This window comes from Streptomyces spinoverrucosus (assembly GCF_015712165.1).
GTDB classification, from domain to species: Bacteria; Actinomycetota; Actinomycetes; order Streptomycetales; family Streptomycetaceae; genus Streptomyces; species Streptomyces spinoverrucosus_A.
The window spans coordinates 6,335,898-6,360,003 of record NZ_JADPZX010000001.1 but is presented as its reverse complement, the minus strand read 5'-3'; the positions used below and the strand labels follow the sequence as shown (position 1 = coordinate 6,360,003).

Genomic DNA, 24,106 nt, shown 5'->3' with positions numbered 1-24,106 from the left:
TGCGGGGCAGGAGGTACCGGCCCGCAGCGTCCAGATCACTCGGCTTCTGCCTGAAGCATCGCGTCGGGCAGTCTCTCCGCCAAACCCAGAGCGTGCTCGTCCGCGCTGCCGAACGCGCTCTGCTGGACCCACGCCCGCTTGAGGTAGAGATGGGCGAGGACCTCCCAGGTGAAGCCCATTCCGCCGTGCACCTGGACGCAGGTGCGTCCGTTCGCCGCGGCCGCGTCATCTGCCAGGACTTTGGCCGCCGCCACCGTTTCGGCCGAATCCCCTGCGCCAGGGTCGTCGAGGGTCAGCGCGGCGACGTGCACCGCGGCGCGCGCGAGGTCGACACGGACCAGCGCCTCGGCCAGCAGGTGCTTGATCGCCTGGAACGAGCCGATGACGCGACCGAACTGGACGCGTTCGGTGGCGTACTGCGTGGCGAGCTCCAGGGCTCCGCGAGCGACTCCCGTCTGGAGCGCCGCTGTCAGCACGGCGCCGACTTCCCGCCACCGTGCGGCGTCCTGGGCCGAACCGATGCGCTCACCTGAACCCAGAGGGCCCGCCAGCACGGCCACGGGGGTGAGCGGGTCAAGTGGCTGCTGCGCGACTACGGACTTCAGCCCCTCCACCGGGTGCAGCAAGAGGCCCGAATCCTCGATGACGACCAGGTGAGTGGCGTTCGGCAGGTGCTCGGCCACTGCTGTCGGGTCGCGTCGGTCGAGGAGGGCGACCAGGCAGTCGCCCGTCAGAACGCCGGGCACGCGGTCGGCCGCGAGCAGGCTGGGCACCAGCGGGCCGGGGACGAGGTAGCGGCCCAACTCCTCGCAGAGGATCGCCGCTTCGGCGCATCCGAGGCCCATCCCGCCCGCGCTCTCGGGGACGGTGACTCCGAAGAGGCCCAGTTCCGACAGCCTGCGCCATGAGTCGTGATCCGGCGTCGGGGAAGACGCGCCCGCGCGCAGCCGCTCGGGCGTCCACTGCGCATCGAGGAATTCGACGAGGCCGGCGCGCAGATCGAGCTGGTCGGGGCTCAGCGTGAGGTCCAACGGGGCTCCTTGGGCAGGCCGAGGGCGCGCTCGGCCAGGATGTTCTTCTGGATCTGCGAGGTTCCGGCGGCGATGGTGTACGCGAGGGTGGTGAGCCGGTCCTCGACGATGTGGGAGTTGTCCGCGCCGGGCAGATCGCTCACCGACAGGGCGGCGCGGCCCAGCACCTGGGCGGCGAGGTCGCCGATCCGTTGGCGGTTCTCCGTGAACCTCAGCTTGAAGACCGAGGCGCCCTGCACCGGTACCCGCCCGGCCGAGGCTTCGGAGACGTTCTTGAGGATGAGGGACCAGAGCCCGCAGACCTCGGCGGTGAGGCGGCCGACGTCGCGACGCAATCCCGGGTCGGCCCACAGAGGTTCGCCGCGGGGGCCGGGGCTGCTGCGGGCGATGCGAGCCGTCTCCTGGAGGAGCCGGCGGGATTCGAGGACGTCGGCGATGAAGGCCGTGCCGCGCTCGAAGGAGAAGGTCACCATCGCCACACGCCAGCCGTCGTTCTCGGCACCGACCAGGTTCTCGGCGGGCACGCGCACATCGTCCAGGATCAGCTCGGCGAACTCGTCGCTCCCGACGGCGTTGCGCAGCGGTCTCACCTGGACGCCCGGTGTCTCCATCGGAAGGATGAGCCAGCTGATGCCCTTGTGCGAGGGCGCCTGCGGATCCGTCCGTACCAGCAGTTCGCAGTAGTCGGCGACCTGGGCGAAGGATGTCCACACCTTGCGGCCGTTGATCACATACGAGTCGCCGTCCCGGACCGCGGACGTACGAAGGGAGGCGAGGTCGGAGCCGGCATCCGGTTCGGAGAAGCCCTGGCACCAGACCTCCTCGCCGCGCAGGATCCCGGGCAGATGGCGTGCCCGCTGCCGCTCGGTCCCCTCGGCGATCAGCGTCGGCCCTGCGTGGAGCAACCCGACGAAGCCGGCGCCGACACCCGGGGCCCGCATGCGCGCGCACTCCTCCAGGAAGATCAGCTGCTCGGTCGGCGAGGCTCCGAGCCCGCCGTGCTCGGCCGGCCAGTCCACACCCGCGTATCCGGCTCCGTACAACCGTTGCTGCCAGGCGCAGTCGTACGCCCTGCGCCCGGACCAGTCGTCGCGGTCGGGAGCGGGTGGCACGGTGGGAAGTGTCTCGGCGAGCCAGGCCCTCAGTGCCTTGCGGAACGCCAACTCGGCGGCGGTGTAGCGCAGTTGCATGCAGGGCCCCTCACTCTCGTACCGCAGATCCGCCCGAACTCCTGTGGGCGCCGGAGGTCGCTACCACCCGCGGAAGACGGGGGCACGGCGTTCCACGAACGCCCGCAGGCCCTCCTGCCCGTCGGCGCTGCGCATGTTGATCTCGGCAGCCAGTGCTTCGTGGGCGAACGCCGTACCACGATCGCCGTCCAGCGCCTGGTTGACCAGCCGTTTCCCAAGAGCGAGCGCCACCGTCGGCCCCTCTGCGAGCCGCTTCGCCCAGCTGTCTGCAGCCGACGCCAGTTCGCCGGGCGGGACGACCTTGTTCACCAGGCCGAGGCGGTACGCGTCCGTCACCGGCAGGTCGTCGGCGAAGAAGATCAGCTCCTTGGCCCGCTGCGGCCCGATCAGACGAGCGAGCAGATACGCCCCGCCGCCGTCCACGACGAGCCCTCTCCTCGCGAACACCTCCACGAACCTGGCGCCTTCGGACGCCACCACCAGATCGCAGGCGTACGCGAGGTGGCAGCCGATTCCGGCCGCGGTCCCGTTGACCGCCGCGATGACCGGCTTCTCGCAGTCGAGTACCGCGGCGATCAAGCGCTGAGCGCCTCTCGCGACGGCGCGCGAGACGGACCCCGCGGGTTGGGCGGGTGCGCCGGCGGGCAGATCGTCATCGGTATGCGAAGCACCCAGGTCAGCACCCGTACAGAAGTGCCTGTCCCCCGCGCCGGTCAGCACCACCACGCGGATGCGCTGGTCGGCGCCGGCCTGCTCAAGCCGTTCGATCACGTACTCGCGCATCGCCGGCGTAAGGGAGTTCCCCGCCCGAGGGCGGTTCAGCGTAAGCCGGGCCACACCGTCGGCGCCGACATCCCAGAGCAGATCCTCGGTCAAAGCCCTCCCCTTTCAGCAGGGTTGCATATTTTATACAACACCTGACTCCTTACCTCCTACCCTTACGATGTTCGGATTCGGAAAGCACACGCGGTTCCGCCGATGACCAGAGGGAGACGACGGCATCCATGGCCCAGCGCAGCCTCCGCGACGAGCGACGCAAGCGGCGCCGGGAGCTGAGCCGGGGGCAGATCCTCGACGTCGCGGAGCAGGTGTTCGCGCGCGAAGGCTTCCACGACGCGGCACTGCGCGAGATAGCCGAGCTTGCCGAGTACTCGGTCGGCTCGGTCTACACCTTCTTCCCGGGCGGCAAGGACGACCTCTACCGCGAGACCTTCCGTCGCCGCGGCGCGGAGTTCATGCCCGGGATGCGGACCATTCTCACCTCCGAGAAGCCACCGCGCGAGCAACTGATCGCCCTGGCCGACTGGCAGGTGGGGTTCTTCCGCACTCACCGCAACTTCGGACGGCTCGTCCTGCGTGGCGGCGCGATCGCACCACCGCTGGCCGAACCCACAGGTGATCCGCAGATCACCAAGAACTTCCACGAGGCACAGCAACTGCAGGCGGATCTCTTCGCACGCGGCCAAGGCGCAGGCGAACTGATCCCGGGTCCACCCACCGTACTCGCGCTCATGTTCTCGGGGATCATCGCCGCCTGCCAGACGGCCGAGCTCGGCTCAGCCGACTCGTCCCAACCACCCTTGCCGACCGAGGACTTCCACGCCCTGCTCGCGCGGACCTTCTTCACCTCCGGCTGACCCGGCCCACCCCGCACTCCGCTCCCGGGCGGCACACGGCGGACCGGGCGAATTCATGGCTACGAGTTCTTGCGCGCACCCTTGCGGCGAAAACTGAACCGTAGTTCACTCCGCTGAAACCTGGTTCAACGCCCGCACTCGCTGGGAGAGTTCATGAACCCCGAAGACCTCGTCCTGATCAGCGTCGACGACCACGTCGTCGAACCGCCCACCCTCTTCGACGGGCACATCCCCGCCAAGTACCGCGACCGCGCGCCCAAGGTCGTCAGCAAGGACGGCCTGGACGTGTGGACGTTCAACGGAGCCGTCATCCCGAACATCGGGCTCAACGCGGTGGCCGGCCGCCCCAAGGAGGAGTACGGAGTCGATCCGACCTCCTTCGAGGAGATACGGCCCGGCTGCTACGACATCGACGAACGCATCAAGGACATGAACGCCGGCGGACTGCTCGCGTCCATGAACTTCCCGTCCTTCCCCGGCTTCAGCGGTCGCCTGATCGCCACAGCCGAGGACAAGGACCTGGCCCTCGCCGTGATCCGCGCGTACAACGACTGGCACATCGACGAGTGGGCCGGAACCCATCCGGGCCGGATCATTCCGATGGCCCTGCCCGTCCTGTGGGACGCCGAGGCCTGTGCCGCCGAGGTGCGCCGGGTGGCAGCCAAGGGCTGTCACTCGATGACCTTCACCGAGAACCCCGCCACCCTCGGGTACCCGAGCTTCCACAGCGACTACTGGGATCCGCTGTGGCAGGCCGTCAGCGACGAGGACGTCGTCCTGTCGATCCATCTCGGCTCGTCCGGGAAGCTCGCGGTCACGGCGCCGGACGCGCCCATGGACGTGATGATCACGCTCCAGCCCATCAACGTCTGCCAGGCGGCGGCCGACCTGATGTGGTCGCGAGTGATCAAGAAGTTCCCGCGCATCAAGTTCGCACTGTCCGAAGGCGGCACGGGCTGGATCCCGTACTTCCTCGACCGCATCGACCGCACGTACGACATGCACCGCCTGTGGACGGGCCAGGACTTCGGCGGGAAGCTGCCGAGCGAGGTCTTCCGCGAGCACTTCCTCACGTGCTTCATTTCGGACCCGATCGGGATCAAGCTGAGGCACGACATCGGACTCGACAACATCGCGTGGGAATGCGACTACCCGCACTCCGACTCGCCCTGGCCGCACGCTCCCGAGGAGCTGTCGGCCATGGCCGCGGATGTTCCGGACGACGAGCTCAACAAGATCACGTACCAGAACGCCATGCGCTGGTACTCCTTCGACCCCTTCGTGGGCGGCCGCACGCGGGAGACCTCGACCGTGGGCGCTCTGCGCACCGAGGCCGCCGGGCACGACGTCTCGATCAAGGCGCGGGGCAAGGGCCGCAGCCCTTCCGCCACCACCCTGGCAGATCTGGCCGCGAACGCCACGGCCTGACGCCGCGGCCGACGAGACGACCTGCGCCGACGCCATCTCCGGGCCGATGGGCCCCTGTTGCCTTCGGTCCGGCAGCGCGCCGTCGCCCCGGCAAGACCACTCCAAGCAGAGCCGTTGCCCATCGACCCCCACATAAATACGATATATAAAATCAACTGAGCCTCGGGAGGCGCGATGCCCCAGACAGGCCGCACAGAGCCCCTGTTGATCGACGGCCGGCTGGTGTCCGCCTCCGACGGCGGCACCTTCGAGAACATCAATCCGGCCACGGAGGAGGTCCTCGGATCGACCGCGGATGCCACCGCGACCGACATGGACGCGGCCATCACCGCCGCTCGCCGGGCCTTCGACGAAACGTCCTGGAGCACCGATCCGGCGTTCCGCGTCCACTGCCTGCGCCAACTACAGGCGGCCCTGGTCAAGAACGCGGACCAGCTCAAGGCCGATCTCGTCGCCGAGATCGGGACCCCGGTCGTCCTGACCGGCGGACCCCAGTTCGACACCCCGGTCGAGGGCATCGGCTGGTTCGCCGATCTCGCCGAGCGCTACGACTGGGAGACCGACCTGGGTGAGGCCGCCGCGCCGACCGGAGTGTCGCGCCGACTGCTCCGCCGCGAGCCGATCGGAGTGGTCGGGGCCATCACCCCCTGGAACTTCCCCACCCAGATCAACCTCGCGAAGATCGCACCCGCGCTGGCCGCGGGCTGCACGGTCGTCCTCAAGCCCGCACCCGACAGTCCCTGGGCCGCGACCGCGCTCGGCCGGCTCGTCGCCGAGGAGACCGACATACCCGCCGGCGTCCTCAACGTCGTGGCCTCCTCCCGGCACGAGATCGGCCACCAACTCGCAGCCGACCCCCGGGTCGACATGCTCTCCTTCACCGGATCGACCGCCACCGGCCGGGCCGTGATGGCTGCCGCCGCGGAGAATCTCACCAAGGTGTTCCTCGAACTCGGCGGCAAGTCGGCGCTGATCGCGCTCGACGACGCCGATCCCGCGACGGCCGCCGTCACCGCGGCCTTCCACATCACCACGCACGCGGGCCAGGGCTGCGCGATCCTCTCGCGGCTGCTCGTACCGCGGGCGCAGTACGAGGCGACCCTGACGACGCTGGTGGAGACCCTCCGCGGCTGGCCTTACGGAGATCCTTCCGACCCGGGCAACCTCATGGGCCCGCTGATCAGCGAACGCCAGCGGGAACGCGTACTCGGCTACATCCAACGAGGGGTGGCCGAAGGCGCCCGGATCACGCTGGGCGGTGGGATCCCTGCCGACCGCACCAAGGGCTGGTTCGTCGAGCCCACGGTTCTCGCCGACGTCGGCGAGAACGACACGGTCGCTCAGGAGGAGATCTTCGGTCCGGTTCTCTGTGTGATCCCGTACGACGGCGGTGACGACGAGGCCGTGCGGATCGCCAACAACTCCTCGTACGGGCTGTCCGGCGGCGTGATCAGTGCTTCGCCTGAGCGGGCGCAGTCCGTGGCCCGGCGGCTTCGGGTCGGGACCGTCTCGGTCAACGGCGGTAACTACTACGGCTTCGACGTTCCGTTCGGCGGCTATCGCCACAGCGGTATCGGCCGCGAGAGCGGGGTCGCGGGATTCGAGGAGTATCTGCAGATCAAGGCCGTGGCGGAAGGGGTCTGAGAGCGATGACGTCTGCGAGCAACAGCGCATCCGCGCCGCTGAGCGGCAGTCGCGTCCTCCTGGTGGGCGCCTCCGCGGGCATCGGGCGCGCCCTCGCCGTACACCTCGTGCGGGCGGGTGCCCAGGTGGTCGTGGCCGCACGGCGGATGGCCGAACTGGAGAAGACCGTCGCAGAGGCGGTCGGCGGCCATCCGGTCCGGGCCGACGTACGTGACGAGACCGACTGCGACCGGCTGGCACGCGAGGCAGCGGACCGGCTCGGCCGGATCGACTTCCTCATCTCCTCCGTCGGAGTGGCCCGTCTGCGGCCCATCGCCGAGACCAGCCTGGACGACTGGCGCTGGGCGATGGAGACCAATGCCGTCGGATTCCACCAGGTCCTGCGGTCGTGCCTGCCGTATCTGGCTCCGAATGCGATGGCGGCCGCGCTGTCCTCGGAGGCCGTCGACCAGCACCGGGCCGCGCTCGGTGCCTACGCCACGAGCAAGTTCGCACTCGAACGCACCCTGCGGGCCTGGCACTCGGAACATCCGGAACTGCGGATCTGCCGCATTCGGGTCGGCCAGACGTCCCCCACCGGGTTCGGGAGCGACTTCGACGACGAGGCGCTCGGCAAAGCCTTCGAGGCATGGGCGAACCAAGGTCTGCTCGTGGACCGCTTCATGTCGCCTGACGAGGTCGCGGGCTCCCTGGTCGGCCTGCTGTCCGTCGCGGCGGCTTTCCCGTCCGTCACGGTCGAGGAGCTGACCGTCGCCCCCTCCGCCGCGGCCGCGTCCTTCTCCGGCACCCAGTCCGGCCCGACGCCCGTGCCCTCCGCGGCAGCGCCACGCGACTAGGAGAGACGATGCTGGAGTACGACCCCTTCGACCGGCTGACGGCGCACAACCCCTTCCCGGTCTACCGGCGTCTGCGGGACGAGGCACCCGTCTACTACAACGAGAAGCACGACTTCTGGGCCCTTTCGCGCTACGAGGACGTCGTGGCCGGGCATCTCGCGCCGGAGATCTATTCGAGTGCCAACGGCGTCACGTTGGAGGGACAGGACCGAGGTCTGCCGTTCCTCATCCTCAAGGACCCCCCGGAGCACACCTTCCACCGCAAGGTGGCCATGCGCATGTTCACGCCCCGCCGCGTGAACCAGCTCGAGGACTTCGTCCGCGAGACCGCCGGCCGGCTGCTCGACAACGTCATGGGCCGGGACTCCTTCGACCTGGTCCAGGAGTTCTCCTTCCGCCTGCCGCTGGACGTCATCAGCGAGCTCGTCGGCATTCCGGCCGAGATGCGCGAGCAGGTCCATCTGCTGAGCGACCGGCTCGCGTACCGCGGTGAGGACGGTTCGGTCTCCGAGGACGCCATCAACGCCAACATCGAATTGGTCGGCCTGTTCTCGGACCTGATCGCGGAACGCCGCCGCGATCCCGGCGACGACGTCATGTCGCTGCTCATGACCACACCGGTCGAGGAGCCGGACGGGAGCACCCGCCTGCTCGAAGACGGTGAACTGGCTTTGCGATTCCTGGAGTTGGCCTTCGCGGGCCATGAGACGGTGGCCCGGCTCATCCCGAACGGCGTGGTCGCGCTGCACTGGTATCCCGACCAGCGCCGCGAGCTGGTCGCCGACCCCGGCCTGATCCCGAACGCGGTCGAGGAGATGCTCCGCTGGGACCCCCCGTCCCACTTCCAGGGAAGGTGGACGACCAAGGACGTCGAACTGCACGGGACGGTGATCCCCAAGGACTCCCGGGTCATCCTGATCACGGGGGCGGCCGTGCACGACGAGCGCAAGTATCCGGACCCCGAGGTGTTCTCCATCCATCGGGACATCGACCGGCACGTGGCCTTCGGCTTCGGCCGCCACCTGTGTCTCGGCGCGCCGCTGGCGAGACTCGAAGTGCGAGTGGCCTTCGAGGAACTCCTCAAGCGCTTTCCCGACTTCGGCATCGACGAGTCCGGCATCACCCGCATGTACAACAGCAATGTGCGAGGCCTCGCCACCCTTCCGCTCATCGCGGCCGGGGGCCGTTGACCTGTGGCCGGCTACGAAACCCTGCGCTATGAGGAGCGCGGTGGAGTCGCGTGGATCACGCTGGACCGTCCTCAGGTGCTGCACGCCTTCGACACGGTGATGATGCACGAGGTCCATCGGTGCTGGTCGGAACTCCGGGCCAATGACGACGTCAACGCAGTCGTCCTGACCGCCGCCGGCGACCGCGCGTTCTGCACGGGCGTCGATCGGAACGCCGCCGCGATCGGCGACGCGGACCGGCCCCGGGACATCGGGCAGCAGGGTGCGACTCCGCTCCACTTCGACGACCCCGGCGACTGGCTGCCTCCGAAGACCGCGGGCCGGCTGTGGAAGCCCGTGATCGCGGCGGTCAACGGCATGGCCTGCGCAGGCGCCTTCTATCTCCTCGCCGAGGCGGACATCATCATCGCCGCCGAGCACGCGACGTTCTTCGACCCACACACCACGTACGGGATGGCCTCGGTGTTCGAGTCGATGATGCTGCTGCAGCGCGTGCCGATCGGGGAGGTCCTGCGTGTCTCCCTCCTCGGGGCGCACGAGCGGATGACCGCTCGGCGGGCCTATGAGATCGGCCTCGTCCAGGAAGTCGTACGCCTTGACGACCTGGCCGACGCGGCGGCGCGCGTCGCCGAGGCGATCGCCGCACAGCCGGCCCGTGCTGTCCAGGCGACCGTCCGGGCGATCTGGTATGCGCAGGAGCTCGGGTACCGCCAAGCCCTGGACGTGGGCAAGACGCTGGTGCACCTCGGCAGCGACGACAGGGATCTCGCCGAAGGGCAGGCCCTGTTCGCTTCCGGCGGGCGGATCCCGTGGCGAGCGCGCTGACCGGCCATCGGGCTCACAAAGCGCAGGAATCGACCTGGAGGTACGAGTGGATCTCGGTCTGAAGGGCGCCTCCGTGGTCGTCAACGGCGGTTCCAAGGGCATGGGCCGCGCGGCAGCCGAGGTGATCGCCGCGGAGGGCGCGAACGTCGCGGTCCTCGCCCGGGGCAGAGCCGCACTCGACGACACCGTACGAGCGCTGCTCGACCTCGGCGCGGCGGACGCAGTGGGCCTCTCGGTCGACCTCGGCGACCGGTCGGCGGTTGATGCCGCCTTCGCGGAAGTGGGCGCCCGCTGGGGCGGGATCAATGTGCTGATCAACTCTGCGGGCCCGACGGACGTAGGGGTGGGCCGTACCTTCGACGAACTCGACGACGAGGAGTGGCACGCCACCTTCGACATCGGGATCGTCAGCGCGGCCCGCTGCGCACGCGCCGCCCTTCCGTGGCTGCGCCGTGCCGAATGGGCCAGGGTCGTCAACGTATCCGCACATTCGGTACGACGGCAGTCACCCGGACTCGTCGCCTACACCGCGGCCAAGGCGGCCCTGACGAGCTTCAGCAAGAACCTCTCCCAGACCCTGGCCCCGGACGGAATCCTGGTGAACACCGTCTCCCCCGGTTCCTTCCTCTCGGAGGGCATGCGGGACTACCTGGCCGCACTGCCGCCCGAACGACGTATCGACGACGGCGATCAGGTCGCGGCGATGCGGATCATCGGCGAGGACTTCGGGCACCCGGCCCAGCTCGGACGGGTGGCGCTCCCCGCGGAGATCGGCCCGGTCATCGCCTTTCTCGCCTCGCGCCGCAACACGTACATGACGGGGGCCGACATCAACGTCGACGGCGGCTCGGACTTCTGATCGCGGCGCCGGCCACCTCCCTGTCCTGTATATCCGCATCTCTGAATGGCTCCGAAAGGTGAACCATGAGTTCTGAAGTGGTGGTCGTCATCGGTGTCGGCGGTATGGGGCGCGCTGTCGCCCGTCGTCAGGGGGCCGGCAGGACGGTGCTCCTCGCCGACCACAACGAGTCCGTCCTCGACTCCGCGGCGGAGGCTCTGGCCGAGGACGGACACGAGGTACGGGCCCGGCAGGTCGACGTGACGGACGGGGAATCCGTCTCGGAGCTGGCCGCGGACGCGGCGAAGTTGGGACGGGTCACGCAGGTGGTGCACACGGCCGGATTGTCCCCCGTCCAGGCACCCGTGGCCGCCATCCTCCGGGTGGACCTGCTGGGGGTGGCGCTGGTCCTGGACGCGTTCGGAGAGGTGATGGCCCCTGGCGGAGCCGGCGTGGTCATGTCCAGCATGGCCGGACACCTGGCCGGTGCGCTCCCGCCCGATCAGGAAACGGCCCTCGCCCAGACCCCCAGCGACGAGTTGCTGAGCCTCCCGTTCCTCAGCGCGTCGACGGTCACCGACCCGGCGCAGGCCTACTGCCTGGCCAAGCGCGCCAACCAGCTCCGCGTCCGCGCCGCGAGCACGGTCTGGGGCGACCGTGGCGCACGCGTCAACTCGATCAGCCCCGGCGTGATCTCGACCGCCATGGGCCGGGAGGAACTCGCGTCGGAGGCGGGTGGATTCATGCGGGCGATGGTCGACGCGTCGGGAACGAGACGACTCGGCAGTCCGGACGACATCGCCGCAGTGACGGCCTATCTGCTGGGACCGGACGCCAGTTTCATCACAGGTGCCGATCTGCTGGTGGACGGAGGTGCCTTGGCGGGGTTGCTTTCGGGGCGGGTGAAGGCGTCGGACTAGGTTCATCGGCAGGTCGGCCGCCGCCATGGACCTTCAACGTCGCCTCCACGGTGTGCCGGGCCCACCAGCACGCCGCGGGGGCGAGGAAATCGGCACGTGGCGCCCATTGCCGTAGGCGGTCAAGGGCCGCGTGCGGCACGTGTCGCCCGTTGCCGAAGGCGGTCAAGGGCCGCGCGCGGAGCCCCAGCGCGCCTCAAGATCCGCGCGGCTCCGACGGGCCAGCCGCCCTCGGCATCGGCGCATCAGCCCAGGTACGCGGCCCGAACAACAGGATCCGCGTGGACCTCCTCGGGCCGGCCGTCCGCGATGACCCTGCCCAGGTTCAGCACGACGACTCGATCGCTCAGCCCCATGACAAACGGCACATCATGCTCGACCAGCACGATCGTCGTGTCGAGCGACCGGATCACCTCGGCGAACAGTGCGGTCTGGTCGGCGTCCAGGCCCGAGGTGGGTTCGTCCAGCAGAAGGACGGCCGGATCGTCGACGATCGCGCGGGCGAGCTCGACCATCCGGCGCCGGCCGATCGGCAGGTCCGCCGCGTGGACATGGGCCAGGTCCTCGATGCCGCAGCGACGCAGCGCCTCCGCGGCGCGAGCGCGCCGCTGCTCGGCCAGACGTCGCCGAGGGCGCCAGCCGACCAGGTCGGCGGCGAGGCCACCGCCTCCCCCGTGCCATTCGAGCGCGGCAAGGACGTTGTCGAGCACGGTCAACCGGCCGAAGACCTGCGGGCGTTGAAAGGTGCGGCGCACCCCGAGACGGGACCGGTGCAGGGCGCCGTCCCCGGTCACATCCCGGTCGCGCAGGCGTACCGAGCCGGACGTCGGGCGACGCAGACCGCTGACCACATCGAAGAGTGTGGTCTTCCCGGCGCCGTTGGGGCCGATCAGACCGCAGATGCCACCCTCCTCGATGGTCAGCCCGACATCCGTCAGAGCGTGGACGCCACCGAAGCGGACGCTGACTTGCTCAATGCTGATCACCGGTCAGCTCCGTTCCCGCGAGTCCCAGATAGGCGGTGGCGAGGCGGTCGTCGTCGACTTCGGACCGCGGCCCGGCCCACGTCACACGCCCCAGACGCATGAAGGCCACGGAGTCGGCGAGGCCCAGGACCTCTGTGGCCTTCTCCTCCACCACGACGATGGCGACGCCCTGGTCCCGCAGCTCACCGAAGAGCTGGAAGATCTGGTCGACGACGAGTGGGGCGAGTCCCAGCGACGGCTCATCGGCGATCAGCACTTTCGGCGGGTGCACGAGGAGGGGGGCCAGCGCCAGAATCTGCTGCTCCCCGCCGGACAGGGCGCCGGCGGGGACGCTGCGCCGCTCGCCGAGGCGTGGCAGCCGCTCGTACACCGATTGCCTGTCCGCCTGGCTCGGCAGGGACACGGCGAGGTTCTCCTCGACCGTCAGCGCCGGGAACACGCCTCGCCCTTCGGGGGCCAGGAACACACCGGCACGCGCCCTGCGGTGGGCCGGCCAGGCGGTGATGTCCTCGCCGTCGAGGAGGACGCGGCCGCCGAGCGGTCGCAGCGTGCCGGCCGCGGTCGCGCACATGGTGGTCTTTCCCGCGCCGTTCGGGCCCAGCAGAGCCACAACACTCCCTGCCGGGACGTCCAGGTCGACGCCGCGCAGCACCGTGGCATCGCCGTATCCGGCGACCACTGTCTCCAGGCGCAGCCGCGCCGGCGCCGCGTCGCCCCGCCTCGGCTGAGGCACTGCGGTGAGGGCCGCCTTCTCCATACGGCCTTCACGCTTGCGCTTCTTGTAGCGCCGCTCCGCGAACTGCGCGAGCACACCGTCGGGATGCCTGGCCAGCAGAATGCCGCCCAGGCCGAAGAGCACCGCCCCCAGATGCGGTGACTGGGTGAACACCGCGAGCAGTTCGGGGAAGAGCGCGACCATCAGCCCGGCGAGCACCGCGCCACCGATCCGCCGTACGCCCTGCAGCACGACGACCGCCAGCCACACGAAGCCCGACATCGCGGGCAGGTCCGTGACCGTGATGCGTCCGGCGACCGTCCCGTACAGCACGCCGCCCAGGCCCGCGATGCCCGAGGACAGGGCGAAGAGCGTCAGCTTGGCGCGCGTCGCGGAGATTCCGGCCGACTGCGCGGCCGTCGGCGTCGAACGGACCGCGAGGACAGCCCGGCCTGAGCTGGATCCCTCCAGGTTGCGGACCATGAGCATGACCAGGCCGATGAGCGCGAGCAGCAGCACGATCTGCACCTTGGGATCGCTCGTCGTGGTGAAGCCGAGCGAGAGGGCGGGAAGTTCCCAGCCCGCGCTGCCGTTGCTGAACGAGTTGATCTGGAACAGCAGCTGGTCCGCGACGAGGGCGAGAGCGAAGGTGGCGAGGGCCAGGATGCGTCCGCCGAGTCGCAGTGCCGGCAGGGCGACGATCAGTCCGGCGACGATCGCCGCCAGCACACCGAGCACCATGGCGAGCGCGTACGGAAGCCCGCTGTGAAAGGTGTAGCCGACAGTGAGCGCGGCGAGCGCGGCGAACGACGCCTGCGCCAGGTTGATCATGCCGCCGATCCCCGTGACCACCACGAACGAGCTGAAGATCAGGGCGAGTACGAGGCCGTGGGCGACCAGACCGGTCCAGTACGCGTCGCCGATCGCGAACGCCCACACCAGGAGCCCGGCCACACCGGCCGCCCAGGGCAGCGCGCGTCGCAGCCGGGGCACGTCGGCCAGGTAGTCGGGTGGCGGTGCGTCCTCGGCGATCGAACCGGCGACGCGCTCGCGCGAGCGGTTGAAGACAAGCAGCCCGGCGAACAGCAGCATGGCCGGTATCGCGCTGCGCAGACCGGTGATCTCCTCGGCGAAGTCGGCGTATCCCGCCACGAGATTCTGTACGACACCGAGCGCCAGGCCCGCGGCGAAGGTGATCGGTATCGACTGCAGCCGCCCGAAGACCGCGGCCGTCGCCGACGCGAACAGCAGCAGCGTGAAGGCCGACGCGTCGACGCCGAGGGTCGGGATGGCGAGCACCCCCGCCAGCGCGGCGAGCGTGGAGCTGAGCATCCAGGCCTGGGCCGAGGCGGCGTCGGCGTCGATGCCGCGCAGCGTCGCGAGGTCGCGCCGGTCCACCGTGGCCCGCATGCGCAGACCGAGCGTCGTGTGCCGCATCACCGCCCACAGGACGAGCGCGGCAAGGACGGCGAACGCGAAGGTCGTGACCTGGTCGGAGTCCAGCGTCAGCCAGGAGAAGGGGTGCCAGGCCTCCACCGGCCGCGGACCGATCCCGCGGGCGCTTCTGCCCTCGGTCATGGTCGGAATGCCGGCGCCCGCCGAGATCAGCAGATCGACGATCCACATACCCAGCGCGGGGAGCGCGATGCTGAGGCCGATCGTAGCGACGATCTGCGCGATCTCCCCCGAGGTGGCCAGACCCTTGAACATGATCCGGTGCAGGACATGGCCGAGCAGCGGTGCCACCCCGCCGATGGTGACAATGGCGGCGAGCCACGGCGGCCAGCCCGCGCCGTTCGTGAGCTCGAAGAAGAGCAGCGCGCTGGTGAACCCGACGGCGCCATGGGCGAAGTTGAGCACCCCGGTCGCCGCATAGGACAGCGTGAGCCCGGACGCCATCACGGCGAAGATCGCGCCCGTCACCAGTCCGCTCAGCACGTAGCCGACAAGCTCCGTCATACAAGGTCTCCCAGGGCCTCGGGCCCGCAGGCCCGGCCGGGCCTGCGGGCGGAACAGATCACTTGTCGAAGCACTCGAGCGGCTGCGCCTCGACGAACCGGCCCTTGCGTACCTGCACCAGCGACGAACAGGAGCTCGGCTCCGTCTTGTTCTCGGGGAAGCTGAGCTTGCCGATGGCGGCGTTCTCGTACTGCAGCGTGTCGAGCGCTTCCCGGTACGACTCGGCGGTGACGTCCTTGCCGGCCTTCTCCAGTGCGGTCAGGAACATGTCGGCGGCCCAATACCCCATCGCGGTGGCCTGCGTGAACACATGCTGGGGGTCTTCCTCGCGGACGTCCGCCATCATCTGCTCGACCTCCGGGGTGTCCGCCTCGAACGGAGCGAAGGAGATCCCGGTGTAGACGCCCTCCATGACCTGCGCGCCCTGGGGGTCGGCGAGCAGCCGGGGGTCGTAGCTGGTGGAGTCGGCGATGATGCCCTGGTAGCCGGCCTTGCGCAGGGCGCCGTACATCCCCAGGTTCGTCGCACCGGACATGATCGAGTAGACGACGTCCGGCGGACCGCCGTCGTTCGACTTCATGATCTTGTTGATGTACGGGAGCCAGTCCTGCGGCGGCGCGGCTGCGGGAATGGACGCCGACGCCCCGGCCACCTCGAAGCCGGCCGTGGTGAAGAGCCCCTTGGTCGCCTTCACGCCGTCGGTGCTGTCGCTGTTGTCGAAGCCCTGGATCCAGACCGCCTGGCCGTCGGCCCGGCCGCCCTTGCCACCCATTTCATCGGCGAGCTGATGCGGCCCGTACCCGCGGCTCCACAGCACGTCCTCGTCCGTGCTCTCCTCCGGCTGCAGACAGCCGCTCACGCCGTACGACAGCTTCGACGAGCACCAGCCCTTGCTGACACCCCAGCCGAACCGGGTGACACCGGCGCTCTCGGCGACCGGTGACGTCCCGGCGCCGAACGCGATCCACGGGACGATCGCGAAGACCTTCTCGCGCTGCACGAGCTTCTTGACGGCCGCATCGGCGGTGGCGGCGGTCATGGCGTCGTCCTCGGCCCCGATGAAGTCGATCTTTCGGCCGTGCACCCCGCCTTCGGCGTTGGCCCGCGCGAAGCGCGCCTTGGCCCCGGTCTCCGCCTCGCCCGTGGTGTATCCGATCGGGCTGGTCTTGGTGACAAGCCCGCCGATCTTGATGGTGTCACCGAGGGCCGCGCCGCCGGAGCCGCCGGCCCCGCCTGAGCCGCCGGACCCGCCGCTCTCCGCGGCGCAGGCCGACATCAGCGTCATCACTGCCACGACCGCGACCAGCCGCGACCTGCTCCTGGCGCCCTTGTAACCGTGCATGCGGCGCTCCCGCTTCGTCTGGGGTGGATGCGCGAACCGCGCTCAGCGGCGAGCGTATGAAGGCACCATCTGGGTGTCAATAAAGAAAACAATATATAAGATACAGACAATCGCCAGCCGCAGGCTTGTGCAGGCAAGGAGGGGTGCTCACAGTGAACACCAAGGTCTACATCCACGAGTTCATCAACGTGGTCGGACACAACAGGGCCCGGTACATGCAGCACATGGCCGCCAACTGGAGCCCGCTCGCCCAGGAGGAGCGCAACCAGCTCTGCTACGGCATCTGGGGCGTGGTCGGCTCGACCGGAACGTGGCCGCAGGTCGTCAACATCTGGGAGGAGGACGCCTTCGACGGGCTCGCGGAGTCCTTCCGGCACGAGCTGGGCCACCCCGAACTGCAGGATCCGGCTCTGGCCAAGTGGTGGGCGGCGGCAGCCGAGATGCGGTCCGGAGGCTTCGACCGCATCCTCGTACCGCATCCGAAGATGCCGACCATCGAGGAGCTGGTCAACGGCGGTGAACACCGGGGAGCCGCCTACGCACACGAGATCATCACCACGAGCCCCGGTGGCGCATGGCGCTTTCTGGACGCGGCGTGGGAGGACGCGGAGAAGATCGGCGCCAACTACGGCTGGCGGCTCACCGGCGCCTGGACCACGGCCATGCGCAACCGGGACGAGTGCGTCCTGCTGTGGACGATCCCCACGTGGGAGGCCTGGGCCGGCGCCGAAGCGGACGCGGCCCAGGGCCGTGAACTGCTCCCCACCACCGAGGTGTTCGTACGGGCCCGGCAGCGGATCCTGCTCGCCGACGCGCCCCTCTCCCCGACGAGGACGGGCCGACAGCCGTCCCGCGCCGACCGCGTCGACTGGACCGACTGATCAGCCTCGGGGTGGTCAGCCGGTGCCGAAGACGCCGACGAAACTCACCATCTCCCCTGGGTATCCGCCGAGGTTGTGAGTGAGGGCGAGGGATCGCTTCCCGTACGTCGCGATCCTTCGCTCGGCGGGTGCCTCGCCCCGCAGCTGCAGCCACGCCTCGAAGACCATCCGCAGGCCGGTGGCCCCGACGGGGTGCCCGAAGGACTTCAGGCCACCGTCGGGGTTCACCGGCAGCTCGCCGTCCAGGTCGAAGGCACCGTCCATGACGCGCTGATGGGCGGTGCCTCGTTCGGCGAGCCCGAGGTCCTCCAGGAGGACGAGCTCGGCCGGCGTGAAGCAGTCGTGAACTTCCGCCAGCGCGAGCTCCGTTCGCGGATCGGCGATGCCCGCCTGCCGATAGGCCTCCCGCGCCGCGGCCGCCACCTCCGGGAACGTCGTGTAGTCGTAGTCCGGGTCCATCAGGCCTCGCCCGTCGCCCGAGACGAACGACAGCGCCTTGATGAACAGCGGGTTGTCCGTGTACCGATGCGCGTCCTCAGCCCGGACCACGACCGCGGCGGCCGCGCCGTCGGCCACGCCCGCGCAGTCGAGCACGGACAGCCGCCCGGCGACCGCGGGCATCGCGCACAGCCGCTCCACGGTCATCTCCCTGCGGAACTGCGCCCGCGGATTCCGGGCGCCGTTGGCATGGTTCTTCGAGGCGATACGGGCCAGCGCCGTGCGCAGCTCGTCCTCGTCGACGCCGTGGCGGGCCGCGTACGCGGGCACGATCATCGAGAACATGGCCGCGGCGGTCAGCGAGCGCGCCGTGCCGTCCCCGGGTATGGGGAAGGCGTTGAGGCCCTGGTAGCCGGAGTCCTTGACCTTCTCTCCCCCGATCGCCACGGCGACGTCGTACGCACCGCTCGCGACGCCGTAGGCCGCCTGCCGCAGTGCCTCGGACCCGGTGGCACAGTAGTTCTCGACCCTGGTCACGGGCTTGTTGTCCAGACGCAGCGGACGCGAGAGGGCCAGCCCGCTCATCCCCGACTGGACCGTCCCCAGCCAGTACGCGTCCACGTCGTCCTTGCCGATTCCGGCGGACGAGAACGCCCCTTGCGCGGCCTCGATCAGCAGATCGTCGAAGCCCATGTCCCAGCGCTCGCCGAAGCGCGTACATCCCATGCCGACGATCGCGACGCGGTCGGTGATTGCGTTGGACCCCATGTCAGACGCCCTTCTCGCGGACGGGCCGCGCCTTCCAGAAGTAGTTGTGCACGCCGTCGGCGGTGTGCAGCCGGCGGAAGCTCATCTCGACCCGCCCGCCGATGGCCAGTTCGTCGATGTCGACGTCGGTGAGTTCCACCGGAAGCCGCCCGCCGCCGTCGAAGTCGACGACCGCGAACACCACGGGCGGACTCGGCGAGTAGGCGAGGCGGTCGACGGTGTACGTGACGACCGTCCCCGTGCGATCGGCCATGGCGACGGCGCTGGTGTCCAGGGGCGACGGCGGGAGACTGACGGTCCCGCCCTCGTCCGCGGAGCCGACGAAGCCGAACTTCCAGTCGTGGTTGCGCAGAGCCGCCGACGCGGAGGCGCGCGCCGGCTCGGGCCTGCGCGGTGGTTCGGGGTCCAGCATGCCGCGCCAGGCCAGGAACGTCAGATACGGCACGGGACGGCCGTAATCGAGCTGCTGGAGCAGCGGCACCGGCTGCGGATGATCACGCAGTGCGGGCGTCGTGCGCCACACGAAGGCGTCGGCCCCGTCGGCGAGCGAGACGAGCACGATCACCTGACCGGGGGCTGCCTGTTCCAGCGCGGCGGCGAGCAACAGGGCCGGCTGAGCCGCACCCGGATTCCCCACGCGTCCGTCGAGACGGTCGACCACGGCCTCGGCCGGGACACCCGATGTGGCCGCGACCGTCTTCGCGGCCCTCGCGTGCAGACCGGACACGACGAGGGCGCCGACGTCTCCGGGAGCCAGCTCCGCCTCCTCCAACGCCGACTTGAGCGCCTCGCGCCCCAGGTCGGTGTAGACGGTCTCGCCGAACCTCTCCTCCCACAGGCGGGAGGCGGGCTCCCCCGGGATCCGCCAACGGTCCAGGAACTCCGCGGTGACCGACGCCGTCGCCACCTGTTCCGCCAGCACCGGTCCATCGCTGTCGGACCCGATGAGCAGCGCGGCCGCGCCGTCTCCACCGGCCGCTTCGTCCGGCCCGCCCGGGCGGCCGGTTCGCAGGTCGGATGCGACCACGAGGGTCGGCCCGGCGGAGGTGAGGGCGGTACGCAGCGTCCCCACCGCGGACCGTACGGAGCCGACGGCGTCGTAGGCGGCGCAGGTCCGCCCGAGACGCAGGGCCGCGTGCACGGCCGTCGCGTTGGTGCGGTCGAGATAGGGCGGATCCGCGGTGGCGAACCACAGTGCCGCGGGTTCTGCGGGGGTCTGGCGAAGCGCCAGGCGTGCTGCCGCCACCCCCATCGTCGTCGCGTCTTCGTCATAGCCGGCGACTGATCGCGTACCCGAGAGTGCCGGTGCGATCTGGCGCCGGTCCAGGCGTCCGAAGGGGACGTAGGCGCCCCAACCCAGGATTCCTCGCATGAGACCAAGCTAACTGCATCTTGTATAAAATATCTAACCTACGCTTAGACTTGGCGCATGCCTTCGAGTACTTCCGACCGGCCGCTGGCCGGCGTCCGGATCCTCGCGTTCGAGCAGATGCAGGCGCTTCCCTACGCCACGCAGCTCCTCGGCCGCCTCGGCGCCGACGTCGTCAAGATCGAGTCACCGAGGGGCGGCGACTCCGGCCGCGCCTCGCTCCCCGCCATCAAGGATCCGCAAGGCCGCAGCGTCGGTGCCACGTTCCTGCGCAACAACCTGGGCAAGCGCAGCATCTGCATCGACCTCAAGGACCAGCGGGGCCGCGAACTCGCCCTGCGCCTGGCCCCCTACTTCGATGTGATCGCCGAGAACTCCCGCCCCGGTGTGCTGTCCGGGCTCGGTCTCGGCTACGAGGACATGCGGCGGCGCCACCCCCAGGGGATCTACGTATCGGTCTCCGGTTTCGGCAACACCACGCCCACCCCGTACCGCGACTGGCCCGCGTACGCTCCGATCGTCGAGGCCATGTCCGGCATCTACGAGATGAAGCGCGCCGAGGGCGCACCGCCCACCGTCGCCCCGGTCGGCGCTCTCGGCGACATCGGCGCGGCACTCTTCGCCACCATCGGCATCCTGGCCGCACTGCGCCACCGCGAGACGACGGGTCGAGGTCAGTACGTCGACGTCGCGATGTTCGACGCGATGATCTCGATGACGGACATCGTCACCAACTTCTGGTCCATGGGCCTGCGGCGCGGCGAACTGGGTCCGCTGATCATGCATGGCTTCCGCGCCAAGGACGGCTGGTTCGTCCTCCAGGTGGGTCGCGAGCAGCACTTCGCCAAACTGGCCGAACTCATCGGCCACCCCGAGTGGACCTCGGATCCCCGACTCGCCACGCGTGAGGGCTGGTTGGAGCACCTGGAGGACGTCCTCCGCCCGGCCATCGAGTCCTGGGCGGCGGCCCGCACCGCTGTCGAAGCCAGCGCGCTGCTGGCCGGCCACGGCATCGCCGCGGGCCCCTGCCTGGCCGACGCCCAGGTCGCGGCCGACCCGCACGTCCTGGCACGGAACATGCTCGTACCGCTCCCCCGTACGGACGGAGTCGCCCAGCCCGTCCTCGTACCGGGAAATCCGGTGAAGCTCGCGGACGTACCCGAGCCCGAGACGCAACGCCCGCCGTGGCTCGGCGAACACACCGACGAGGTGCTCGCCCAGGAACTCGGCCTCTCCCCGGGCGAGCTCACAGAACTCCGCGACGCGAAGGTCATCGCCTGACGCCCTCGGGCGCGGCTGCTGGTAGTTCCCTTTGTCCACAAGGAAGGTGGCGGTGACAGAGCCGATGTGGAGCATCGAAGTCAACCGTGCGGCCTGTCTCGGTACCGGCGGTTGCGCCGCCGTGGCCGCGGAACATTTCGCTCTGGTCGGCAATCGCGCCCAGGCAGTCGAGACCGCGGTGCCGCCGGACGAGGCGGTCCTCGACGCCGCGGAATCCTGTCCGGTCCAGGCGATCCTGGTCCGCGACAGGGAGACGGGCGAGGTCCTCGCTCCGGAGGAGTAGCGCGGCCTGCGCCCGCCTGATCCGTCAGAGGCGGCGCCCCGTCCGGAACGCCTCCGGGACCCAGTCCGGTTCCCGCTTCTCGGCGAACGCGCGCGTTCCCTCACGCATCTCGGCCGAGTACAGGAAGGCGTCCATCGTGGTGCGGTCGACCATGCCGTAGCGGTCGTTGATGATGCGCTTCACCTGGAGCCGGGCCTGCGGTGCGGTGCGGCAGATGTCGACCGCCACCTCGCGTGCCGTCTCGCGCACCTCGTCGTCGGGCACGACACGGCTGAACATGCCCCAGCTCTCGGCCTCGTGCGCGGTGACCTCGCGTCCGGTCAGGAGCATGTCGCGGGCGCGGGCGATGCCGATCTGCGCGGGAAGGTAGGCGGCGTAACCCGTGTCAGCGATCCCGCGGAGCAGTTCCGGGGCCCGCACCGTGACGCTCTCGCCGACGACCGCGACGTCGGAGAGCATCGCGATGAGCAGACCGCCGCCCTGCGCCTTGCCGTTGACGGCCGAGACGACCGGCTTCGGGGACCGGCGGATGGCCTCGAACGGTGTGGAGTCCATGCCGAGCAGGTCGGGGAAGTCCAGCCAGCGGTCGGGCTCCTTGCCGCGCAGTTCGCCGCCCGGCATGAAGATGTCGTCGGTTCCGGTGATGATCAGGGCGGACAGGGAATCGTCGCGGTTCACCACGTCGACGGCTCGGCGGATGCCGAAGTACATGGCGCTGGTGAGCGCGTTGCGGGAGTCGGGCCGGTCGACGATGCACCAGGCGAGCGGGCCCTCGCGTTCCAGGCGCAGAAACGGCGTCCCCAGATCGTCTCCGGTCAGGCCTGTCGGACTGTCGTCGCCCGACTGCGCGTTGTGGTGCGTCATCGGTGAGTCCTCGCTCATCAGCGGCGCTCGAAGGCGATGCCGGCGGCTTCGCGGTCCCAGGTCGCCTCAGTGACGCCTTCCGCCCGCAGCACATGCTTGGCGGAGCGGCCGGTCGCGCTCAGCGGGAGCGCGTCGCGGAACTCGAAGTAGCGCGGTACGGCGTAGTACGGGAGTTGGTCGATCGACCAGCGGCACAGGTCCTCTTCGGTCGGCCGCTCGCCCTCGTCCGGTTCCTTGAGTACGACGGTGACCTTGACGTCGTCCTCGGACACGGCGCTGGCCACGGCATGGACGCAGACATCGCGCACAGCGGGGTGTTCGTGGAAGACCTTCTCTATCTCCCAGCTGGAGATGTTCTCTCCGCGCCGTCGCATGTAGTCGGCCTTGCGGTCCACGAAGTACAGGTAGCCGTCCGCGTCGATCCGCCCGATGTCCCCGGTGTGGAACCAGAGATTTCGCCAAGCCTGGACGGTGGCCTCCGGGCGCTTCCAGTAGCCCTCGAACATGGCGTGCGGCTTGCGAGGCCGGCAGACGATCTCGCCTTCGGTGCCCACCGGGACGGAGCGGTCGTCGTCATCGAAGATGTCGACAATGAAGGCGTCGGAGTTGACCAGTCCCGCCGAGCCGGGCTTCCCCGGGTTCCCGGCCGGCAGCCACGAGATGAGGGACGCCTCGGTGGTCCCGTAGGCGTTGCTGAACGTGGTCACGCCGAACCTGGACCGGAAGAGCGCGTCGATCTCCGGTGGCATCGGCGCTCCCGTGACCAGACGCAGGGTCGTGTTCGCGTCGGCCGTTCCCGAGTTCCGCGCGCCGGGGTGATCACCGGCCTTGGCGACGAGTACGGCCAGCGAACCGAGCATGGAGGCGATCGTGGCGCCGGTCCGGTTGATCTCGGGCCAGAATCCCGAGACGGAGAATCGCCGGGAGAGCGCCGCGCGGCCGCCGCTGAGCAGTGTGCCCGTCAGCAGGCACGAGATGGCGTTGAAGTGGAAGAGCGGAAGCGGACTCCACACCACGTCCTCGGGGGTGCGGCCCCACGAGTCGATGATCTGCCGGGCGATCGACAGGTGGTACTGGTGGCTGAGGGCGCAGCCCTTGGACGGGCCGGTGGTGCCGCCGGTGTAGACGATCGTCCCGAGATCCGAGGGCCGTACCAGCGTCGGTGACCGACTGCCGGAGGCTTTCAGCAGGTCGTCCCATGCGTGCACGGCAACGCCCGGCGCCTCGGGCAGCGCACGCCCGTTCTCGTCGACGACGACCAGGTGGCGTACGTCGTCCAAGCTGTCGAGGACAGCCAGCGGACGTTCCATGAGCTCCGCGTGCACCACGACCACGGACGAGGACGCGTCGTGGAGCTGATGCCGCAGCAGCGCGCCCTTCAGGGCCGTGTTGACCGGGACCGAGATCGCCCCGAGGCGGTGGATCGCGAACCACACGACCACCGCTTCGGGACCGTTCTCCAGGATGGTCGCGACCGTGGACCCGCGGCCCACACCGAGCTCCGCCAGGCCGATCGCGACGCGCTCCGCCTCGCGGTCGAGCTCGGCGGCGGAGTACGGCGTACCGCACAGGTCGAGGAAGGACCCGTCCGGATCGGCGGACAGCCGTCGGTCCAGCAGATCGAGAAGGCTGTACTGGTCGTCGTTCACCCAGTCCGCCATACCGCCTCCTATCGCATAAAGTA

General features: G+C 69.7%; 21 protein-coding genes. 11 read left to right on the top strand and 10 right to left on the bottom strand.

What is annotated here, in order from left to right; all coding sequences use genetic code 11:
- Positions 1–35: 35 nt before the first annotated feature.
- From I2W78_RS28940 to I2W78_RS28930, 3 genes are read right to left on the bottom strand one after another with little or no spacing between them, the layout of a single operon-like run.
- Positions 36–1,031: an acyl-CoA dehydrogenase family protein gene (locus I2W78_RS28940; protein WP_196463180.1), complete on the bottom strand. Its 996-nt coding sequence runs from the start codon at positions 1,029–1,031 to the stop codon at positions 36–38.
- Complete coding sequence (locus I2W78_RS28935; protein ID WP_196463179.1) at positions 1,016–2,221, bottom strand: acyl-CoA dehydrogenase family protein; 1,206 nt, start codon at positions 2,219–2,221, stop codon at positions 1,016–1,018. The genes I2W78_RS28940 and I2W78_RS28935 overlap by 16 nt, the downstream gene beginning before the upstream one ends.
- 60 nt (positions 2,222–2,281) lie before the next feature.
- Positions 2,282–3,097, bottom strand: coding sequence for an enoyl-CoA hydratase/isomerase family protein (locus tag I2W78_RS28930; protein ID WP_196463178.1), 816 nt, complete (start codon positions 3,095–3,097; stop codon positions 2,282–2,284).
- Positions 3,098–3,225: 128 nt separating this feature from the next.
- Between I2W78_RS28930 and I2W78_RS28925 the strand changes: the two genes are divergently transcribed.
- The 8 genes from I2W78_RS28925 to I2W78_RS28890 all read left to right on the top strand — a co-directional run bounded on the left by I2W78_RS28925 (position 3,226) and on the right by I2W78_RS28890 (position 11,539).
- Positions 3,226–3,858, top strand: coding sequence for a TetR/AcrR family transcriptional regulator (locus I2W78_RS28925; RefSeq protein WP_196463177.1), 633 nt, complete (start codon positions 3,226–3,228; stop codon positions 3,856–3,858).
- Between the two features lie 153 nt (positions 3,859–4,011).
- The gene (locus tag I2W78_RS28920; protein WP_196463176.1) at positions 4,012–5,286 is read left to right on the top strand and encodes an amidohydrolase family protein; all 1,275 of its coding nucleotides are present in this window, start codon (positions 4,012–4,014) and stop codon (positions 5,284–5,286) included.
- 174 nt (positions 5,287–5,460) lie between these two features.
- The gene (locus I2W78_RS28915) at positions 5,461–6,930 is read left to right on the top strand and encodes an aldehyde dehydrogenase family protein (protein WP_196463175.1); all 1,470 of its coding nucleotides are present in this window, start codon (positions 5,461–5,463) and stop codon (positions 6,928–6,930) included.
- A gap of 5 nt (positions 6,931–6,935) precedes the next feature.
- Positions 6,936–7,766 carry an SDR family oxidoreductase gene (locus tag I2W78_RS28910; RefSeq protein ID WP_196463174.1) on the top strand — a complete coding sequence of 277 codons (831 nt, stop codon included), beginning with the start codon at positions 6,936–6,938 and terminating at the stop codon, positions 7,764–7,766.
- A gap of 8 nt (positions 7,767–7,774) precedes the next feature.
- On the top strand, positions 7,775–8,956 hold the full coding sequence (locus tag I2W78_RS28905) for a cytochrome P450 (RefSeq protein ID WP_196463173.1): 1,182 nt from the start codon (positions 7,775–7,777) through the stop codon (positions 8,954–8,956).
- 3 nt (positions 8,957–8,959) lie between these two features.
- Complete coding sequence (locus tag I2W78_RS28900) at positions 8,960–9,781, top strand: enoyl-CoA hydratase/isomerase family protein (protein ID WP_196463172.1); 822 nt, start codon at positions 8,960–8,962, stop codon at positions 9,779–9,781.
- Between the two features lie 46 nt (positions 9,782–9,827).
- A complete protein-coding gene (locus I2W78_RS28895) occupies positions 9,828–10,640 on the top strand; it encodes an SDR family NAD(P)-dependent oxidoreductase (RefSeq protein WP_196463171.1) in 813 nt (270 codons plus the stop codon).
- A 65-nt stretch (positions 10,641–10,705) separates the two neighbouring features.
- The gene (locus tag I2W78_RS28890; RefSeq protein ID WP_196463170.1) at positions 10,706–11,539 is read left to right on the top strand and encodes an SDR family oxidoreductase; all 834 of its coding nucleotides are present in this window, start codon (positions 10,706–10,708) and stop codon (positions 11,537–11,539) included.
- A gap of 242 nt (positions 11,540–11,781) precedes the next feature.
- On the opposite strand, the gene I2W78_RS28885 is transcribed toward I2W78_RS28890, so the two are convergent.
- Genes I2W78_RS28885 through I2W78_RS28875 form a run of 3 tightly spaced genes read right to left on the bottom strand, consistent with a single transcriptional unit; the run spans position 11,782 to position 16,538 of the window.
- On the bottom strand, positions 11,782–12,522 hold the full coding sequence (locus I2W78_RS28885; RefSeq protein WP_196463169.1) for an ABC transporter ATP-binding protein: 741 nt from the start codon (positions 12,520–12,522) through the stop codon (positions 11,782–11,784).
- The gene (locus I2W78_RS28880; RefSeq protein ID WP_196463168.1) at positions 12,509–15,196 is read right to left on the bottom strand and encodes an ABC transporter permease subunit; all 2,688 of its coding nucleotides are present in this window, start codon (positions 15,194–15,196) and stop codon (positions 12,509–12,511) included. The genes I2W78_RS28885 and I2W78_RS28880 overlap by 14 nt, the downstream gene beginning before the upstream one ends.
- Positions 15,197–15,254: 58 nt before the next feature.
- Positions 15,255–16,538, bottom strand: a complete 1,284-nt coding sequence (locus I2W78_RS28875; RefSeq protein WP_196463167.1) for an ABC transporter substrate-binding protein — start codon at positions 16,536–16,538, stop codon at positions 15,255–15,257.
- Positions 16,539–16,690: 152 nt separating this feature from the next.
- Here I2W78_RS28875 and I2W78_RS28870 point away from each other — a divergent pair, with 152 nt between their 5' ends.
- A complete protein-coding gene (locus tag I2W78_RS28870) occupies positions 16,691–17,419 on the top strand; it encodes a hypothetical protein (protein ID WP_196463166.1) in 729 nt (242 codons plus the stop codon).
- 15 nt (positions 17,420–17,434) lie between these two features.
- Here the strand turns inward: I2W78_RS28870 and I2W78_RS28865 are convergent, their stop codons facing one another.
- Together I2W78_RS28865 and I2W78_RS28860 are read right to left on the bottom strand one after the other, a co-directional pair.
- Positions 17,435–18,625 carry an acetyl-CoA acetyltransferase gene (locus I2W78_RS28865; RefSeq protein WP_196463165.1) on the bottom strand — a complete coding sequence of 397 codons (1,191 nt, stop codon included), beginning with the start codon at positions 18,623–18,625 and terminating at the stop codon, positions 17,435–17,437.
- A gap of 1 nt (position 18,626) precedes the next feature.
- Positions 18,627–19,997: an OB-fold domain-containing protein gene (locus tag I2W78_RS28860; protein WP_196463164.1), complete on the bottom strand. Its 1,371-nt coding sequence runs from the start codon at positions 19,995–19,997 to the stop codon at positions 18,627–18,629.
- Positions 19,998–20,054: 57 nt separating this feature from the next.
- Between I2W78_RS28860 and I2W78_RS28855 the strand changes: the two genes are divergently transcribed.
- A complete protein-coding gene (locus tag I2W78_RS28855; protein ID WP_196463163.1) occupies positions 20,055–21,275 on the top strand; it encodes a CaiB/BaiF CoA transferase family protein in 1,221 nt (406 codons plus the stop codon).
- Positions 21,276–21,327: 52 nt separating this feature from the next.
- Positions 21,328–21,558: a ferredoxin gene (locus I2W78_RS28850; RefSeq protein ID WP_307783835.1), complete on the top strand. Its 231-nt coding sequence runs from the start codon at positions 21,328–21,330 to the stop codon at positions 21,556–21,558.
- Between the two features lie 24 nt (positions 21,559–21,582).
- Here the strand turns inward: I2W78_RS28850 and I2W78_RS28845 are convergent, their stop codons facing one another.
- Entirely contained in the window at positions 21,583–22,422 is an 840-nt protein-coding gene (locus I2W78_RS28845) for an enoyl-CoA hydratase/isomerase family protein (protein ID WP_196463162.1), read from the bottom strand.
- A gap of 17 nt (positions 22,423–22,439) precedes the next feature.
- A complete protein-coding gene (locus I2W78_RS28840; RefSeq protein WP_196463161.1) occupies positions 22,440–24,083 on the bottom strand; it encodes an AMP-binding protein in 1,644 nt (547 codons plus the stop codon).
- Between the last annotated feature and the right edge of the window lie 23 nt (positions 24,084–24,106).

What these genes read in the sequence shown, in the direction of transcription:
- I2W78_RS28935 (WP_196463179.1), bottom strand. Translation starts at nt 2,221, where the DNA reads ATGCAACTGCGCTACACCGCCGCCGAGTTGGCGTTCCGCAAGGCACTG.
- I2W78_RS28880 (WP_196463168.1), bottom strand. Translation starts at nt 15,196, where the DNA reads ATGACGGAGCTTGTCGGCTACGTGCTGAGCGGACTGGTGACGGGCGCG.
- I2W78_RS28915 (WP_196463175.1), top strand. Translation starts at nt 5,461, where the DNA reads ATGCCCCAGACAGGCCGCACAGAGCCCCTGTTGATCGACGGCCGGCTG.
- I2W78_RS28890 (WP_196463170.1), top strand. Translation starts at nt 10,706, where the DNA reads ATGAGTTCTGAAGTGGTGGTCGTCATCGGTGTCGGCGGTATGGGGCGC.
- I2W78_RS28910 (WP_196463174.1), top strand. Translation starts at nt 6,936, where the DNA reads ATGACGTCTGCGAGCAACAGCGCATCCGCGCCGCTGAGCGGCAGTCGC.
- I2W78_RS28920 (WP_196463176.1), top strand. Translation starts at nt 4,012, where the DNA reads ATGAACCCCGAAGACCTCGTCCTGATCAGCGTCGACGACCACGTCGTC.
- I2W78_RS28855 (WP_196463163.1), top strand. Translation starts at nt 20,055, where the DNA reads ATGCCTTCGAGTACTTCCGACCGGCCGCTGGCCGGCGTCCGGATCCTC.
- I2W78_RS28865 (WP_196463165.1), bottom strand. Translation starts at nt 18,625, where the DNA reads ATGGGGTCCAACGCAATCACCGACCGCGTCGCGATCGTCGGCATGGGA.
- I2W78_RS28925 (WP_196463177.1), top strand. Translation starts at nt 3,226, where the DNA reads ATGGCCCAGCGCAGCCTCCGCGACGAGCGACGCAAGCGGCGCCGGGAG.
- I2W78_RS28875 (WP_196463167.1), bottom strand. Translation starts at nt 16,538, where the DNA reads ATGCACGGTTACAAGGGCGCCAGGAGCAGGTCGCGGCTGGTCGCGGTC.
- I2W78_RS28905 (WP_196463173.1), top strand. Translation starts at nt 7,775, where the DNA reads ATGCTGGAGTACGACCCCTTCGACCGGCTGACGGCGCACAACCCCTTC.
- I2W78_RS28845 (WP_196463162.1), bottom strand. Translation starts at nt 22,422, where the DNA reads ATGACGCACCACAACGCGCAGTCGGGCGACGACAGTCCGACAGGCCTG.
- I2W78_RS28860 (WP_196463164.1), bottom strand. Translation starts at nt 19,997, where the DNA reads ATGCGAGGAATCCTGGGTTGGGGCGCCTACGTCCCCTTCGGACGCCTG.
- I2W78_RS28840 (WP_196463161.1), bottom strand. Translation starts at nt 24,083, where the DNA reads ATGGCGGACTGGGTGAACGACGACCAGTACAGCCTTCTCGATCTGCTG.